The 16929-nt window shown below is 73.7% G+C and carries 11 protein-coding genes and 2 CRISPR repeat arrays; of the genes, 9 read left to right on the forward strand and 2 right to left on the reverse strand.

The features are described 5' to 3' along the window. The first annotated feature begins 97 nt into the window (after nt 1–97). Nucleotides 98–308: direct repeats of the CRISPR family, unit length 28 nt; unit sequence GAGCAACCCCCGCGAGCGCGGGGCCGAC. Between the two features lie 172 nt (nt 309–480). The 8 genes from cas3 (at nt 481) to cas2e (ending at nt 10065) form a co-directional block, all read left to right on the forward strand. After that, complete coding sequence (cas3, locus tag ABZ449_RS39570) at nt 481–3366, forward strand: CRISPR-associated helicase Cas3' (RefSeq protein ID WP_360356291.1); 2886 nt, start codon at nt 481–483, stop codon at nt 3364–3366. 233 nt (nt 3367–3599) lie between these two features. Next, on the forward strand, nt 3600–5321 hold the full coding sequence (gene casA, locus ABZ449_RS39575; RefSeq protein ID WP_360356294.1) for a type I-E CRISPR-associated protein Cse1/CasA: 1722 nt from the start codon (nt 3600–3602) through the stop codon (nt 5319–5321). Continuing rightward, nucleotides 5311–5916: a type I-E CRISPR-associated protein Cse2/CasB gene (casB, locus tag ABZ449_RS39580; protein ID WP_360356297.1), complete on the forward strand. Its 606-nt coding sequence runs from the start codon at nt 5311–5313 to the stop codon at nt 5914–5916. Before casA ends, casB begins: the two co-directional genes overlap by 11 nt. A 71-nt stretch (nt 5917–5987) precedes the next feature. Next, nucleotides 5988–7127 carry a type I-E CRISPR-associated protein Cas7/Cse4/CasC gene (gene cas7e / locus ABZ449_RS39585; protein WP_360356315.1) on the forward strand — a complete coding sequence of 380 codons (1140 nt, stop codon included), beginning with the start codon at nt 5988–5990 and terminating at the stop codon, nt 7125–7127. Continuing rightward, entirely contained in the window at nt 7127–7987 is an 861-nt protein-coding gene (cas5e, locus tag ABZ449_RS39590) for a type I-E CRISPR-associated protein Cas5/CasD (RefSeq protein ID WP_360356300.1), read from the forward strand. The genes cas7e and cas5e overlap by 1 nt, the downstream gene beginning before the upstream one ends. 4 nt (nt 7988–7991) lie before the next feature. Continuing rightward, nucleotides 7992–8765, forward strand: a complete 774-nt coding sequence (gene cas6e / locus ABZ449_RS39595; protein WP_360356302.1) for a type I-E CRISPR-associated protein Cas6/Cse3/CasE — start codon at nt 7992–7994, stop codon at nt 8763–8765. A gap of 2 nt (nt 8766–8767) precedes the next feature. Beyond that, on the forward strand, nt 8768–9790 hold the full coding sequence (gene cas1e, locus ABZ449_RS39600) for a type I-E CRISPR-associated endonuclease Cas1e (RefSeq protein ID WP_360356305.1): 1023 nt from the start codon (nt 8768–8770) through the stop codon (nt 9788–9790). Beyond that, nucleotides 9787–10065 (forward strand): type I-E CRISPR-associated endoribonuclease Cas2e, encoded by a 279-nt coding sequence (gene cas2e / locus ABZ449_RS39605; protein WP_359826378.1) that lies wholly within the window; start codon nt 9787–9789, stop codon nt 10063–10065. The genes cas1e and cas2e overlap by 4 nt, the downstream gene beginning before the upstream one ends. An 18-nt stretch (nt 10066–10083) precedes the next feature. Continuing rightward, a CRISPR array of direct repeats spans nt 10084–10539; the repeat unit is 28 nt; unit sequence GTCGGCCCCGCACGCGCGGGGATGGTTC. A gap of 109 nt (nt 10540–10648) precedes the next feature. Here the strand turns inward: cas2e and ABZ449_RS39610 are convergent. Then, nucleotides 10649–12040 (reverse strand): endonuclease domain-containing protein, encoded by a 1392-nt coding sequence (locus ABZ449_RS39610; RefSeq protein ID WP_360356308.1) that lies wholly within the window; start codon nt 12038–12040, stop codon nt 10649–10651. Between the two features lie 154 nt (nt 12041–12194). Further along, a complete protein-coding gene (locus tag ABZ449_RS39615) occupies nt 12195–12575 on the reverse strand; it encodes a hypothetical protein (RefSeq protein WP_360356311.1) in 381 nt (126 codons plus the stop codon). A gap of 352 nt (nt 12576–12927) precedes the next feature. Between ABZ449_RS39615 and mobF the strand changes: the two genes are divergently transcribed. Next, nucleotides 12928–16929 (forward strand): MobF family relaxase (mobF, locus tag ABZ449_RS39620; RefSeq protein WP_360356313.1); only part of this gene is annotated, 4002 nt, incomplete at its 3' end.

Raw genomic sequence — 16929 nt, forward strand, 5'->3', positions numbered from 1 at the left:
CTTCATGCGGCGACAACACCGAGATCACCCGAATCGGGAACACGGGAACACTCGTGCTAACCCCAAGCCCCGCGACGGGTTTGCGGATGCCTTCTCAGAGCAACCCCCGCGAGCGCGGGGCCGACAGCAGGAAGACGGCGGCGAACATGGCTCTCTCCGAGCAACCCCCGCGAGCGCGGGGCCGACGTGCCGGCCGGGGCGGCGAGGACGACCGAGACGGAGCAACCCCCGCGAGCGCGGGGCCGACGCGCTGCTGTTCACGCTCCTCGCGGGCGCGCTGGAGCAACCCCCGCGAGCGCGGGGCCGACACTTCCTGACCTGCAGCGATTCTCCTCAGTGGGCGCCGATTGATTCAGTTCGATTTGGCAGGCGGCTCATAGCAGATTTCCTGAATTGTCGTCATATCTTCTCGCGGTCAAGCCAATTGTCAGTACCACACCTTAGGCTCCCGAAGCGTACTCGCACATGGAGGTCGGGACGATGGCTGAGGACCGCTGGCAGTGGTACCCGCCCGAGGTCAGGGGCTGGCTGGGCGCATTGTGGGGGAAGTCGGCTGGGCGGGCCGGGGGGTCTGCCAACCTTCTTCTGTCGCACATGCTGGACACCGCGGCGGTGGCGGAGGTTGTCTGGGACCGCTACCTGCCGCCCGTGACGAAGCGGCGTCTGGATGCCGTCGCGGGCGGCCGGGGGAAGGGGCGGCGCCTCTTCGCCTGGCTGTGCGGGATCCATGACTACGGCAAGGCCGTCCCGGCCTTCCAGTACCTGGACTCCGGCTTGGCGGACGCCGTTCGCCGAGCGGGCCTCTCGTGGGACAAGTACGCGGTGAACTCCGCGGCCTGGCGGCATGACAAGGCCGGCGGCCGGCTGCTGCGTGCGGCGCTTGCCGCGGCGGGCTGGGCGGAGGAGCAGATCGACTGGGTCTGGCCGCTGGTCGCCGGCCACCACGGGCGCTTTCCGACGCTGGGCCAGTTGCGCCCGAAGAAGGAGGACCTCCAGGGGAAGGGGTCGTCCTGGAAGCTGGCGCAGTCGGCGCTGGTGGAGGTGTTCTCCCGTGAGCTGGGCATCGAGGGGGAGTCGCCGCTGTCCGCGGTGGAGCCGGCTCTGGTGCCGGGGCGTGCGATGCAGCTCCAGCTGTCCGGTCTCGTGGTGATGGCGGACTGGATCGCCAGCGACGAGAGGCACTTCGCCGGGGTTTCGGATCTGGAGAAGGTGACGATGTCTCAGGCGCGGCAGCGGGCTTCGGAGGCGTGGTCGGGGCTGGGTCTGCGTGGTGGGTGGGGGGCGCTGCCGGTTCCCGGCCCGGAAGCGTTCCGGGACCGTTTCGGTCATGGGACCCGTCCGTCGCAGGAGCTGGTGCTCGACGTCGTGCGTCGGATGGGCGGGCCGGGGCTGGTGATCGTCGAGGCGCCGATGGGGGAGGGGAAGACGAAGGCGGCGTTGGCGGCGGTGGAGCTGCTGGCCTCCCGGTACGGCTTGGACGGGGCGTATCTGGGCATGCCGACCCAGGCGACCGCGGATCCGATGTTCACCCAGTTCCGGTCCTGGCTGCGCAACGTCGAGGACGGGCTGGATGACCAGGTCGCGCTGCTGCACGGCAAGCGGATGTTCAACAAGGAGTGGCGCGGCCTGCTGGAGGATTCGGGGGAGTGGGGTCAGGACGCCGACTCCCGCTACTCGACGGTGGACGAGTACGGCATGGAGTCCGATCGCTTCGACGATTGTGAAGGCGGGGAGCGCCGGGCTCCTGCGGAGTGGTTCCTCGGGCGTCGTCGCGGCCTGTTGAGTCCGTTCGCGGTCGGCACGATCGATCAGCTTCTGTTTGCCGCGACCCGGACCAAGCATGTAATGCTGCGAATGGCTGGCCTGATGGGCAAGGTCGTGATCCTGGACGAGGTCCACGCCGCCGACGTCTACATGTCGCAGTTCCTTCTGGAGGGCCTGTGGTGGCTCGGCCAGGCCGGGGTACCGGTGGTGCTGCTGTCGGCTACCCTGCCGCCCGAACAGCGACGCCGCCTGGTCGCCGCATACCTGGCCGGTACGCGGTCCGCGGAGGTTCCGGAGGCACTGGAGCTCCCCGAGCCGCAGGGCTACCCGAGCGTGACGGCGGCCTGGGCCGGGCAGGACGGCAGGCCGGAGCTGCTGGTCGAGAGCACCGGATCCTGGCGCGAGGACCTTCAGGTGCGGGTCGAGGTGCTCGACGAGCCGCCGACGAGGACCGCTTCCCACCAGGGCGCGCAGCCCGCACCGGAACCGGCGGATGCAGCCGTGGCCGACTACCTGAGGGAGCGACTGGCCGACGGCGGATGCGTACTGATCATCCGCAACACCGTGGCCCGCGCCCAGGCCACGTTCGACGCCCTCCACAAGGAGTACGGCGCCGACGTCCGCCTCCTGCACGGCCGCCTGCACGCGGGCCACCGGGCCGACCGCACGCAGGAGGTGCTGGACATGCTCGGGCCACCGGCGGAGGGTGTCGAGCGGCCCGGCAGGCTGATCGTGGTCGCCACCCAGCTCGCGGAGCAGTCCTTCGACGTCGACGCCGATCTGCTGATCACCGACCTCGCCCCGATCGACCTCCTCCTCCAGCGCATCGGCCGCCTCCACCGCCACGACGGCGTGAAGCGCCCCCACCTGCTGTCGCAGCCCACCGTCGTCGTCACCGGCGTCGGCCTCGACGGTGACGGCGCGCCGCACATCCTGCGCGCCTCCGAAAAGATCTACGGCCGCTACCTCCTCCTGCGGACGGCCGCCGAGGTCGAGCGGGCGGCGGCCGACGCAGGCGCGTGGAACATTCCGGGCCGGGTGCCGGACCTGGTCGCCCGGGTCTACGGCACGGACCCGGTCGTCCCGGCGGCGTGGGCCGAGGCCGAGGCACAGGGCCGGCAGGAATGGGAGCAGCGGCAGGCCGAGCGTCGCGCGAAGGCCGCCGAGTACGTGCTGACCCGAGCGGGCGACCACGGGTCGCCGACGCTGGCAGGGCTGCACTACGGAGGCCACGGCACGCTCTCCGAAGGCCAGTTCGAGGCACTCGTCCGGGACGGGGACCCCAGCGTGGAGGTGGTCCTGGTCCACCGGGAGGAGGGCGGCTTCCGGGCGGTGACGGGCCGCAGGCTCGGGCCGAACGGCGAAGTCGCCGCGGAAGTGGTCGACGACGTGCTCTCCGGGACGGTGCGCCTGCCCGCCAAGCTGACCGAGGCAGCGAAGCAGGCACTCGGCCCCCTGCCAGGATGGCGGGACCATCCGTGGCTGCGCTACAGCCTGGCCCTGGAGCTCGACGGACAGGGGGAGGCGGTCATCGGCGACTTCCGGCTGCGCTACGACGACCTGCTCGGTCTCGTGGTGAGCGGAGGAAGGCCGTACCGGTAGCGGGTGGTGTGGGCGGAACAGACGGAGCTCCGCTCCGCCCACACACTCCCAACCCCGCGAGCGCGGGGCCTACTTGCAGCCGGAACCGGCTCGCAAACACGGCCAGGGGCCATTCCCGCGCATGAGATCCGCGGGACCGAGGGGCAATCTAAGCATTCGCCTCACACCGGAGAGCCGCGGGTGCCACGATGAGCCAGCAGCGAGCTAAACATGGCTAGTTGGGAGAACAGCGCGTGCCTGGGTACAACCTTGTCGAGGAGCCGTGGCTGGCGGTGCGCCCCGTCGGCGGCGGGCCGCCCGTGGAGCTGGGGATCGCCGAGGCCCTGGCCCGTGCCCACGAGCTGGAAGGCCTCGTCGTCGAGTTCTCCACCCAGCTGCCGGCCGTCCTGCGCCAGGTCCTGTTGCCCGTCGTCGCCCACGCCATCGGCGCGCCCCAGACGCTGCGGGAGAAGGGGGAGCGGCTCGCGCACAAGGACGGGTTCACCGAGGACGAGCTGGACAGGCTCCGGACCTACCTCGACGAGCACCGCGCGAAGTTCGACCTCTTCGATCCGGCCGACCCGTTCGCGCAGGTCGCCGGGCTGCGGACCGCCAAGGACGAGACGAAGGGCTCCGCCGCCCTGGTGGCGACGGCGGCGAGCGGCAACAACGTGCCGCTCTTCGCCAGCCGTTCGGACGCGGACCCGCTCGATCTGACGCCAGCCCAGGCCGCCCACTGGCTCGTGCACACGCACTGCTGGGACACCGCGGCGATCAAGACGGGCGTCGTCGGCGACGACCAGGTCAAGGCTGGCAAGACGACCGGGAATCCGACCGGCCCGCTCGGCCAGCTCGGCGTCATCGTCCCCGTCGGGCGCACCCTGTACGAGACCCTTCTGCTGAACCTGCCGGTCACCCCGGTCAGTGTCATCGGAGCCCCGCAGTGGACAAGGGGTCCGCACGGCCCCGCCTGGAAGCCGCGTGCGGCCGAGGGCCTGCTCGACCTGTGGACCTGGCAGGCCCGGCGGATCCGGCTCGTCCCGCACCAGGACGAGTCCGGCCGGCTGAGGGTCGCCCGGGTGGTCGTCAGCGCCGGAGACCGCCTCACGGCCCTGCCGATCCAGGAGCCGCACACCGCCTGGGCGTTCACGGCGCCCGCCAAGAAGTCCGCATCGGCACTCCCCGAACGCAGGCCGCGCCGGCACACCCAGGGCAAGGCCGCCTGGCGGGGCCTGGACGCGCTCCTCACCCCGGCCCGCCAGGGTCCGGAGGGCATCTTCGAGACCAGCGTCCTGCTCGACGAGGCCAGCGCCCTGCGGGCGATCGGCAAGCTCGCGGCCGACTACCCGTTCCAGGTCGAGACCTTCGGTATGGTCTACGGCACCCAGTCCTCCGTCGTCGAGGACGTCATCCACGACACCATCCCCCTGCCCCTGCTCGCCCTGCACCAGGACAGCGAAGCGCACGAGCTCCTCCTGGACGTCGCGGAGCAGGCGGAACAGCTCGCGAAGGCCGTCAACAACCTCTCCGCCGACCTTCGCCGGGCCGCCGGCGCGGACCCCATCCCCTGGGACAAGGGCCAGCGTCCGGGCGACCTCCTCCTGCACACCCTCGACCCGCTGGTGCGGCGCCTGCTCGCCGGCGTCCGCGACGCCGGAACCGACGAAGACGTCCTGGAGCGGGGCAGGCTCGCCTGGGAGGAGCTGGCCCACCGCCTGGCACGGGACGCGGCGAACGAGCTCCTGCTGGCCGCTCCCGCCACCACCTTCGCGGGCCGCACCGTCGACCAGGCCGGCAAGTCGGGCAAGCCGCAGACCTACAAGCTCGGCACCGCGGGCGCCAACTTCCGGCGTCAGGTCGACGACATCCTCCCCCGTCACGCCGACGCCGTCCGGGAAGCGGCCGCCGCCCGGGAAGCCGAGACCGGACCCGCCCTCGAACCCGACCCCGATCCCGGAGCGGACCTTGACTACTGAGCACACCACCGCCGCCAGGCGGCGCAGGTACTGGGACGCATTCATCGCCCACGACCACACCTGGCGCATCGACCCGCGTACCAAGCAGCCGCGCCGACCGCCCGGCGAGGACCTCGCGGCCCTGCGCTCCGGCCTCGGGCGCCCCGTCATGGACAGCCCCAAGATGTGGCCCCTCTACAGCTGCGAGGTCAACGACGCTCTGGCGCTGCGCGACGAGGTCTCCGACGAGCAGAAGGCCGAGCACGCCGCGCTCGCGCTCTACGGCCTCCACCAGCAGAGCCAGTCCACACCGATGCACCGTCGGGGCGTCAAGCTCGGCGAGGCCCTGCGCGCCCTGCGCCGCAGCGGCAGGTTCAGCGAGGAGGCGCTCGACACCCGCGTCGCCCAGCTCGCGGGCGCCACCAGCGTGTCCGCGCTGCTGGTGCACCTGCGCGGCCTGGTCACCCAGTTGCGCACCGTCGGGCAGCCGCTGGACTACAACTACCTGATGGCCGACATCCGGGCCTGGCACCACACCGACCGGCGCCCGCAGGTGCGTCTCAAGTGGGCCATCGGCTACCAGGCCTGGAAGGACAAGGGCGCCGCCGGCAGCTGAGCGCGCCGCTGGACAACCGCAGCCTCGGCACACCCGCCACCACCGGCACCATCACCTTCGAGGAGAAGCGCATGACCGACCGCCTCTACATCGACGTGCACATCCTGCAGACCGTCCCGCCGGCGAACCTCAACCGCGACGACAACGGCAACCCCAAGGAGGCCTACTTCGGCGGCAAGCGCCGCTCCCGCGTCTCCTCCCAGGCCTGGAAGCGCGCCACCCGCATCCACTTCACCGAGAGCCGCGACCCGCAGGACCTCGCCACCCGCACCAAGCGGATCGCCTCCCAGCTCGCCAAGGGCATCGCCGAGCGCAGCGGCATCGCGGCCGAGGACGCGCAGCGGATCGCCGACGCGCTGATCAAGTCGACCGGGATCTCCGCCGGCAAGAAGGCGGGCGACACCGCCTACCTCCTGTTCTACGGTCGCCGCCAGCTGGACGCCATCGTCGGCCTGGTCGCCGACACCGCCACCGACCTCGCCGCCCTCGACGCCAAGGCCCTGGAAGAGGCGGTCAAGGCCCTGCCGGTCAAGGAGCAGCTGCAGAGCGGGCATCCCGCGGACGTGGCGCTGTTCGGCCGGATGGTCGCGGACATCCCCGGGCTGAACGTGGACGCCGCGACGCAGGTCGCGCACGCCATCTCCACCCACGCCGCTGAGCTCGAGTTCGACTACTACACGGCCGTCGACGACGAGAACACCGCCGACGAGACCGGCGCCGGCATGATCGGCACCATCGGCTTCAACTCCGCCACGCTCTACCGCTACGCCACCGTCGGCCTGCACCAGCTGAGGGAGAACCTCGGCGACGACAAGGCCGCGGTCGACGCCGTCGGCCTGTTCGTCGACTCCTTCGCCCGTTCCATGCCCACCGGATACGGCAACTCCTTCGCCCACCGCACCCGGCCGAGCCTGGTGGCCGTCGTCGTGCGCGCCGACCAGCCGGTGAACCTCGTCTCCGCATACGAGAACCCCGTCCCGGCGAGCCGGGGCATCGTCGCCGAGTCCGCGCGCCGCCTCGCGGCGGAGTTCGCCACCGCCACCGAGCAGTGGGGCGACACCCCGCTGTACGTCGGCATCTGCCACACCCTCGGCGCCGACACGGAGGAGACCGGGGGGAAGCTGACGGAGGCCTTCGGCGCGAACCGCACCTTCCCCGAGCTGCGCGAGGGCCTGCGCACCGCCCTCATCGAGCGGGTGAACGACAACTGATGCCCGTCGACCCCACTCCCGCATCGGCCCCGGTCCTGGCCCCGCAGGACGAGGCAGTCCTCGTCCTGCGGCTGGCAGGCCCTCTCCAGTCCTGGGGTGACCGCAGCGCGTTCAACCGTCGCGACAGCCGGCCCCAGCCGACCAAGTCCGGCGTCGTCGGCCTGCTCGCCGCCGCCGCGGGATACCCGCGCGAAGCGGACCTCACCGAGTTGGTCGGCCTGCGCCTGGGCGTGCGCGTCGACCAGCCCGGAACACTGCTGCGCGACTACCACACCGTCAGCGACTACCGGGGCCGGCCGCTGCCGCAGGCCGGCGTCAACGCCAAGGGCCTGCAGAAGCCGACTTCCCCGGCCAAGGACACCCACGTCACCCACCGGTACTACCTCCAGGACGCGGTGTTCGTCGCCGCCGTCCAGGGCCCGGCCGCGCTCGTCGAGACGCTCGCCGAGGCGATCCGCCGCCCCGCCTTCCCGCTCGCCCTCGGCCGACGTTCCTGCGTCCCCACCCAGCCGCTCGCCCTCGGCGCGGTGCGCGACGGGACCCTGGAGGATGTGCTGGCGCAGGAGCCCTGGCAGGCGGGCGCAGCCGTCAAGGAGGCCTACCGACGGCGGTGCGAGCGGAGGGCGGAGCCGTCCTCCCCGCACCGGATCGACCTGGCCGCGACCTTCGACGACCCGTCGGGCGACGACACCCTCCAGGACGTCCCCCGCTCCTTCGACCCCCGCGAACGCGGCTTCTCCGCCCGGCGGATCCGCCACGCCTGGCTCGACGTCCCCACCGGCCTCGCCCGGACGACCACGACCACCCAGTCGGCCACGGCGGCCGGCGACCACGACCCGTTCGCCCTGCTGGGCTGGTGACCCGATGACCTACCTCTCCCGCGTCCGCATCAACCCCCTGCGCGCCGCCAGCCGCACCCTGCTCGCCAACCCCCGCGCCCTGCACGGCGCCGTCACGGCCGGCGTCCCCGACATCGCCCCCGGCGACCGCATCCTGTGGCGCCTGGACGCCGACCACCCGCGCCGCCCGGCGCTGCTGGTCCTCACCCCCTCCAAGCCGGACTGGACCCACATCGTCGAACAGGCCGGATGGCCCGACGCCGAAGGCGAGCACTACGCGATCCGCGACTACACCCCGCTGCTCGCCCAGCTCGCCGTCGGCCGCGAGTTCGCCTTCCGGCTCAAGGCCAGCCCCGTCCAGAACACCGCCAAGCCCGACAAGGCGAGCGCGCACCGGGCCAAGACCGCCGCCGAACTCCACCACCGCTCCTACCGCATGGCCCACCGCACCGCCGCCCAGCAGCTCACCTGGTTCCTGGACCGCACCGACCGCTGGGGCTTCGCCGTCCCCGAGGCACGCACCGACGCCCCGGCACCGGGTCTCGAACCGTCAGCCTCCGACACCCCGGCCGACGCGCGGCCCGCCCGGGAGGTGCGGATCACCGACCGCAGCCGCAGCACCTTCACCAAGCCTGGCACCCGCACCCCGGTCACGCTCACCACGGCCACCTTCGAAGGGCGTCTGCGGATCAGCGACCCGGGCCTCCTGCAGGCGGCGCTCCTCGGCGGCATCGGCCCGTCCAAGGCCTACGGCTGCGGCCTGCTCACCCTCGCCCCGCTGCCCGCCGGGGCCCGCTGACGATGGCCGACATCTGGTGGAAAGCCCACCCCCACGACCTGCACCGCCTGGCCGACCGCGTCTCCAGCGTCTACGTGGAGCGCAGCCACATCGACCGTGACGAGAACGCCGTCGTCGTCATCAACAAACGCGAGACCGTCCGCGTGCCCGCCGCCATGGTCGCCGTGATGCTGCTCGGCCCGGGTACCCGCATCACCCACGGCGCGGTCAACCTCCTCGCCGACTCCGGCACCACCGTGTGCTGGGTCGGCGAGCAGGGCGTGCGCATGTACGCCGCCGGTCTCGGCCCCAGCCGCGGCGCGGCCCTCCTCAACCGGCAGGCCTGGCTGGTCAGCCGGACGAAGGAACGCCTGGCCGTCGCGCGGAACATGTACCGGATGCGGTTCCCCGGTGAGGACGTCAGCACCGCCACCATGCAGCAACTGCGCGGCCGTGAGGGCGCCCGCATCCGCAAGCTCTACCAGGCCGAAGCGCGGCGAACCGGCGTTCCCTGGAACGGACGGGTCTACAAGGCCGGCGACGCGTACGCCGCGGGCGACGACCTGAACCGGCTGCTGTCGGCGGCCAACGCCGCTCTGTACGGGATCTGCCACGCGGTCATCACCGGCCTGGGCACCAGCCCGGGGCTCGGCTTCGTCCACACCGGACTGGCGACCTCGTTCGTCCTGGACATCGCGGACCTCTACAAGGCCGAGTACACCATCCCCCTCGCCTTCGACCTCGCCCAGCAGGGACACACCGAGGAACGCGACGCCCGCCTCGGCCTGCGTGACCGCATCGCCCAGGACAAGCTGCTCGGGCGCATCGTTCACGACGTCAAGACGCTCCTCAGCCCGGAGGGCACCGAGATGCCCGACGTCGAGGTCAACGAACTGTGGGACGAACGCGTCGGTGCGGTCCAGGGCGGTGTCAACTGGTCGGGCACCGAAGGCCCGACGACAGCGGCCGTCTCCGACCCGGGAATGGGCGACGAACACCTGGCCATCATCGGCCCGGAGTTCACCCAGGACACGAGCAGCCCGTGACCGTCATCATTCTCATCGCGGCTCCCGAAGGCCTCCGCGGCCACCTCACCCGCTGGATGGTCGAAGTCAACGCCGGCGTCTTCGTCGGCACCCCCAGCCGCCGCATCCGCGACCGGCTCTGGGAACTCCTCGCCACCCGCATCGGCGACGGCCAAGCCGTCCTCGTCGAACCCGCCACCAACGAACAAGGCTGGACCGTCCGCACGGCGGGCAAGGACCGCTGGAAGCCCGTCGACTTCGACGGACTGATTCTCTCGGCCCGCTCCCGCCGATAAACCCGCAGGTCACGAAGTGTCGGCCCCGCACGCGCGGGGATGGTTCCCGAATCTGGGTGTACGTTCTGGGGTACGTGGCGTCGGCCCCGCACGCGCGGGGATGGTTCCAGGCCGGCGGCGCCTGGGTGGAGGCCAAGCAGGTCGGCCCCGCACGCGCGGGGATGGTTCCCGGGGCGCGAGCCAACCGACCGGTGCAGAGCAGTCGGCCCCGCACGCGCGGGGATGGTCCCGTCTCGCCCAAGCTCGCCAGCTTCGGCATCGAGTCGGCCCCGCACGCGCGGGGATGGTTCCTTCTTCTCGGGTTGGGATATCGCTGGCACGCTGTCGGCCCCGCACGCGCAGGGATGGTTCCCCGAGCTTCTCCATCATCCGGGCGGCCTCTTCGTCGGCCCCGCACGCGCGGGGATGGTTCTCCTCTGGCTGAGGCGGTGCTTCGGTCCAAGCGGTCGGCCCCGTAGGCGCGGGGATCGCCGGAGGCCCATGTCCGCGTGCCACTGCGATGCGGCATGCTGCGACGTCCCGTCAGCGGCGGCGGACCGGGCGCGTGCCGTCCTTCCCCCGTACCCGTCTGATCCCGGCGGCCTTACGGGCGGTTCGGTGCGAGCGCCGGGTAGCGCAGTTCCAGGCCGAGGACGGCGGCGGGCGGGCGCTCGTGGTAGCGGACCCAGAACGGGGCTGCGCCCTGCTCTGCCTGGGGGCGGCAGCGGTGGCAGAGGAGGCCGCGGGTGAGGCCGGTGTGGGGGTCGTGGTCCTCGGTGTGGGCGGGGCGGCCGCTGTCGGGGGCGGAGCCGCAGACGGCGCAGCGGCCCCGGTGGTAGGCGAGGAGGCGTTCGGCGGGGCGTTGGCGGTGGTCGTAGGGCGGAAGCGGCCAGGACAGGTAGGCGGGGTCGGCGGCGCTCCAGCGCTCCTCCCACCCGGCCCACAGCCGTTTGCGGACGGCGCAGCGTTCGCAGTCGGCGGGGCAGCCGCCTTCGAGGGGCGGGCAGAGCGGGGCGGCGTCGAGGGCGTGGCGCAGGTCGAGGCGCAGGCGTTCGAGGGGCTGGGCGCCGGGTGGGGCCCAGCCGTCGGGGGCGGGTGGGGGCAGCGGGTGGTCGAGGAGGACGGCGGGGGCCATGGCGAGGCGGTCGGGGGTGACGGTGTTGGCCTCGAAGACGAGTTCCGGCACCCGCGCGGCGATGGCTTTGACGATGCGTCCGGGCATGGTGTTGGAGTCCAGCCGTCTGCCGTTGCGGCTGGTCAGCAGGGGACGGCGGCCGGTGTCCGGGTCGCGGCCGTCGACGCGGTGCGGCAGGTAGTCGGCGATGGCCTGCCAGACCTCGTGGGAGGGCTGGTGGGTGATGCTGCCGTCGCCCTTGGGGGCGGGGCAGGTGAGGGTGCGGATCCGGCGGTGCGGGTCCTCCTCGTGCAGGCCCTCCAGGTCGATGCCGACGGCCTGGCGGGGGCGCAGGCCGTCGAGGAGGAGGTGGACGAGGAGGCGGTCGCGGTGCGGGGCGGTGTCGTACGGGCCGCGGCGGTGGTGGCCGGGCAGGACGTCGTCGGCGGCGTACTGGAGGGCCGCGGCCTGCTCCAGGGTGAGCGGTGCGGTGCGGGGCAGCGCGGTGGGTGCGGGGCGCAGCGCGGCGGCGTTGAAGGGGGGCTCGGGGATGTGGCCGGCGTCGGCGGCGTAGGCGTAGAACGCGGCGAGGGCGGCCAGGCGGCGGGCGGGGTTGTGCAGGGAGACGCGCGGTGCGAGTGGGCGGCGTGAGGGCCGGTCGGGGTTGGGGCGGCGCAGGGCGGGGGCGTAGGCCCAGGTGGTGGCCGTCGACTCGTCGGCGTTCCAGGCACCGATGCCGGTGGTCTCCTGGGTGAAGTACAGCCACTCCCGCAGGTCGGCCTCGTAGCGGGTGGGGGTGGTGCCCTGCAGGGCGCGGCCGTGCTTGCCGCGGCCGGCGGCGAGCCACTGGGTGAGGACGTCGTACGGGTCGGGGCGGGTCACCAGGAAACTGTATGCGGGGTGCCGGGGGGTGCTCCGTCTCGGTGGTGCCGGGGTGACCGCGGTCCCGCTGCGGTGGCGCCCGCTCGTCCGGTCGCGTGGACGTCGGCCGACACGGGCGGATGAAGTCGGTGTCCCTGCGGCTGCGGCACGTCGGTCAACAGGTGCCGGCCGGGTCGTGTTCCGCGTCCTGCTCTTCGCCGCTCGCCGGTGCCGTTGCGGGGGAGGGGAAGGTGAGCCTCGCCATGCGTGCGGAGATCTCCTGCCGCCCCTTCAGTGCGGCCTGCACGTCGCGCTTGGGGATCCCGGACGTCTCGGCGAGTTCCTCGATGTCGCCGTCGAAGAGCGGTACGGCCTTCTCCAGTTCCCTCGCGAGCTCTCCCTGGGCCATCTCGACCCGCTCCTTGGCCCGGTCGATCGCGGTGAGGGCGGAGGTCTGGCGGGTCTGCCGCTGCCGGAGGTCTTCGCGCTCCTGCTCCTGGCGCCGCTTCAGGGCCGCGCGCCGGTCCATCGTCTGCTCGTTCCTGCGTGAGGTCATGGCGCGATCCTTGCGCCCCACCGCGCCCGAGTACAGCACCTTCGGGTGAGCCGCCCCGCGTTGTCGCTCGGCGGAACGAATACGCGCTCTGGAAGTGCTCGATTGCGAGCAGATCGGAAGGCGACGGAGAGACGACCAGGAAGGGAGAGAAGCGATCGAGGAAGAGCGGCGGACACGGACGAGATGCCGGAGCGAGAGTGAATGGGCAAGTAGCGTGATCGAGAACAGCACACCTCTTGCTATCCGCCGTTGATCCCGAAGGAGTGCGCCAGGTGCCCTGCTCCGTCGGCCGCCGGACCGGCCGGTACACCGTCGGCGCCCCGACGGGTCACGGCGGGCCCGGGGCCGGCCGGTGATCACCCTCCACCCGATCAGTGCGGGCAGCGGCATCGACTACCTGCTCTCCACCGTCGCCGGCGACGATGTGCGGACCGGTTCGCGCTCGCTGACGGCCCACTGGGAGGGCGGCGGGGACACCCCGGGCGTCTGGCTCGGGGCGCAGGCGGCCGAGCTCGGCATCGCCGGCCGGCGGGTCACCCAGGAGGCTGCCGACGCCCTGTTCAAGGACGCCCTCAGCCCGGTCGACGGCAGCCCGCTCGGCCGGCGCTGGAGCCGTTATCCGAGCGCCGACGAGCTGTACGAGCGGTACGCCGCCGCCGAGCCGCGGGCCACCGAGGAGCGGCTGCTCCGGCTCCGGGCGAAGGCCGAGAAGGAGGGCAACCGGACCGCCCGGTGCGGGTGGGAGATGGTGTTCTCCCCGGTGAAGAGCTTCAGCGTGCTGTGGGGGTGCGCCGACGACACCGAGCGGGCCCGGCTGGAGGCCGTCGAGGAGCGCGCCTTCCGGCGGATCTTCGAACGCGTCGAGCGCGAGGCCTGCATCACCCGGACCGGCCCGACGCCCGCCTCCCAGGTGCAGGTCCGCGCCCAGGGCTTCATCGCCTGCGCGTTCGTCCACCGCAGCAGCCGGGCGGCCGATCCGGCCTATCACCGGCACCTCGCGATCAGCAGCAAGGTGCGGTCGGCGGACGGCCGCTGGCTGGCCCTGGACGCGCGCCATCTGCACCGGATCGCGGTCGCCCTCTCGGAGGCCTACACCGCCGAGCTGGAGCGCGGGATGCACGCCGAGTTCGGCATCCGCGCCGGGGCACGCCCAGACAGCATCCGGCCCGCGAAACGGCCGGTGCGCGAGTTCCTCGGGGTGCCGCTGGGCGCGGTGCGCGGGTTCTCCCGGCGCCGCGAGGCCACCGAGCGGGCCCTGACCCGGATGATCGCCGAGTTCACGGTCCGGGAGGGCCGCGCACCGGAGCGCGCCGAGCAGTACAAGCTGGCCCAGGCCGCCACCCTCCAGTCCCGTCCGGCGAAGACCGCGACCACCGTCGACGGCGAGCGCCGGCAGTGGCGCCGCCGCGCCAAGGCCTACGGCATCAGACGCCCCGACAAACTGCTGCGGACCGCCGCCCGCACCGGCGCCACCCACCCCGCGCCGGGCCCCGACCCGATGGTCGTCCCGAAGGCGATCGACGCGGTGCTCGCCGAGCTGGAGAGCCATCGCGCCACCTGGACCCGCGCCAACGTCGAGGCCGAGGCGTGCCGCCGGCTCACCGCGGTCGGCGCCCACCTCGACGACGACTACCACCGGGTCCTCGCCCGCGTCGTCGACGGCGTCCTCAGCCCCGTCCGGTGCGAGTTGCTGACCCCGCCCGACGTGGTGCCCCTGCCCGCCCGGTACGCCCGCTGCGACGACCGTCCGTCGCTGTTCGCCGAGGTCGGCTCCCGGGTGTGGACCTCCCACGGCATCCGGGCCGCCGAGCGGGCCCTCGTCGAGGCGTCCACGACCCCCGCGCCGGTGCGCCGCCTGACGGCCGGGCAGGTCGACCGGGTCCTCGCGGCCGGCGAGAGCGAGCGGGGCTTCGCGCCCTCCGACGAGCAGCGCGAGGCGGTGCGCCGGATCTTCGGCGCGGACACCCGGGCCACGTGGGTGGTCGGCCCCGCCGGCACCGGGAAGACCACGATCATGCGCCTGGTGAGGGAGGTCGCGCACGCCCATCGGATCCCCGTCCTCGGCCTGGCCGGCGGCCAGGTCCAGGCCGACCTGCTCGCCGCCGAGGCGGGCGTCCGGGCGGAGAACATCGCCAGGTGGCGGACCATGTCCGAGCGCTACGGGCGGGGGCTGCGCCACTGGACGCTCCAGCCCGGCACGATCGTCATCGTCGACGAGTGCGGCCAGGCCTCCACCCCCGATCTCGCCGCGCTGCTCGGCCAGGTCCGGCAGGCCGGCGGGCGGCTGCTGCCGATCGGCGACCCGCGCCAGCTCGGCTCGCCCGGAGCGGGCGGCGCGCTCGCCGACATCGAGGAGAGCGTCCCCGACGCCGTCGTCCGCCTCACCGAGGTCCGCCGTTTCCGCGACCCGGGCGGCACGGTGCGCCGGTGGGAGGTCGACGCGGCGCACCGGCTGTCCGTCGGCGACGCCGGCGCCGCCTTCGACGCGTACGAGCTGCGCGGGCGCGTCCACTGCGGCCCGGCCGCCGCCGTCATGCGCCGGCTCTTCGAGGACTGGCGGCGCGACGTCGACGACGGCCTGAGCTCCGTCATGATCGCCGCCACGGACGCCGCCGTCGCCGAGCTGTCCCGCCTCGCCCGCGTGGACCGCATCGCCCGTGGCCTGGTGGACGACCGGTGCGCGGCCGACCTCGGTGCCCGCGGGCGCGCCGGCGTCGGCGACCTCGTGGTCACCCGGGTGAACGACCGCGGCCTTGCCACCGCCGACCGGCGCCAGTGGGTCCGCAACGGAGACGTCTGGACCGTCGGGGCCGTCGGCGCCGACGGCTCCCTGACCGTGCGCCACCAGCGGACCCGGCGCACCGTCATCCTGCCCCCGGCCTACGTCGCCGACGCCGTCGACCTCGGCTACGCGATCACCTCCGCGCGCTGCCAGGGCGTCACCGTCGACGTCGGCCGCGCCCTGCTCGACACCGGCTGGAACCGCAACGGCGTCTACCCGGCCCTCACCCGGGGCCGCTACGGCAACCACGCCTACCTCGTCACCCAGGCACCCCCCGACGGGGACGGCGGCGAACCCGGGCACCCGCGCACCGCCCGCGAGCTCTGGCACGCGATCGTCGAGCGCGACGGCACCCGGCTCTCCGCGGGCGCCACCGCCCGCCGCCAGGAGGAGCAGGCCCAGTGCCTCGCGACCGCCACCGGCCGCCTCGTCCACGTCCTCGACGAACTCAACGCCGAGGCCGCGCAGCGGGCGATCGCCGCGCTGCTCGGCGGCCACGCCGCCTCCCGACTGGCCGCCGCCGACGCCTGGCCCGCCCTGCGCGCCCGCTGCGCGCGCCTCGCCGACGACGGCTACGACACCGACCGGCTCCTCGTCGCGGCCTGGGCGGACGGGCGGGGCAACGAGACCGACCACCGCACCGGTCGGCCGCTGCGCGACCTGGCCGCCATCGTGGTCGCCCGCCTCGACGCCCTGGCCGAACACCACGGCGAGCGCTTGCGCCTGCCCGACGGCGCCCCTCGGCCCGCGACCGCCCCGACCTACTGGGCCCCGCCCTGCGCCCGGTCCGGCGCCGCGCTCCTGGAGGCGATGGGCCTGGTGCTGCCCGACGCCGACCCCGCCGACCCGCGCGTCACCCTCGCCCACGACCTCGCCGCGCACGCCACCGTCCGGGCGGCCCGCCTGGCCGCCCGCGCCCGCGCGAACGCCCACACCGGCACCGGCTGGGCGGCCGCCCACGGGCCCGAACCCGCCGACGCCGACCGGGCCCGACCGTGGGCCGACCGGATCGCGGCGGCCGCCGCCTGGCGCGACCTGGCCGGCTTCCACGCCACCCGGCCCACCGGTGACGCCCCCGCCGCCTCGCGCACCGAGCAGCGCGGCCTGTGGCGTGCCGCCCAACTCCTCCCCGACGAGCAGCGGCACGCCGCCGAACTCGCCGCCACCGGCCCCACCTGGCTCGACGTGCTCGGCCCCGCACCCGCCCCCGCCCACCCCCACCGCGCGCTCTGGGACCGGGCGGCGGCGGCCGTCGCCGCCTACCGCGACCTGTGGGACCACGGACACGAGACGCAGCCCCTCGGGCAGCGCCCCGAGGAGCCGATCCAGGCCGCCGACCACGACCTCGCCCAGCAGGCGATCACCGCCTGGCAGGGCCGTCCGGCCCCGACCGTCACCGACGAGGAGCAGCGACGGCAGGTCGCCGCACGCGCACGGGCCGCCCGCGTCGAAGCGGCCGAGGCCGCCGACGCGCTGGCCGCCGTCCACGCGGCCCGGCGCCTGGCCGCCCGGGCCCGGCAGCAGGCCGACGACGACCGGGTCCGCGCCGACGCCGCCCGGCGGACGGCCGCC

This window comes from Kitasatospora sp. NPDC005856, assembly GCF_040629945.1.
GTDB lineage: Bacteria > Actinomycetota > Actinomycetes > Streptomycetales > Streptomycetaceae > Kitasatospora.

What these genes read in the sequence shown, in the direction of transcription:
- cas3 (WP_360356291.1), top strand. Translation starts at nt 481, where the DNA reads ATGGCTGAGGACCGCTGGCAGTGGTACCCGCCCGAGGTCAGGGGCTGG.
- cas7e (WP_360356315.1), top strand. Translation starts at nt 5,988, where the DNA reads ATGACCGACCGCCTCTACATCGACGTGCACATCCTGCAGACCGTCCCG.
- cas5e (WP_360356300.1), top strand. Translation starts at nt 7,127, where the DNA reads ATGCCCGTCGACCCCACTCCCGCATCGGCCCCGGTCCTGGCCCCGCAG.
- cas6e (WP_360356302.1), top strand. Translation starts at nt 7,992, where the DNA reads ATGACCTACCTCTCCCGCGTCCGCATCAACCCCCTGCGCGCCGCCAGC.
- cas1e (WP_360356305.1), top strand. Translation starts at nt 8,768, where the DNA reads ATGGCCGACATCTGGTGGAAAGCCCACCCCCACGACCTGCACCGCCTG.
- ABZ449_RS39615 (WP_360356311.1), bottom strand. Translation starts at nt 12,575, where the DNA reads ATGACCTCACGCAGGAACGAGCAGACGATGGACCGGCGCGCGGCCCTG.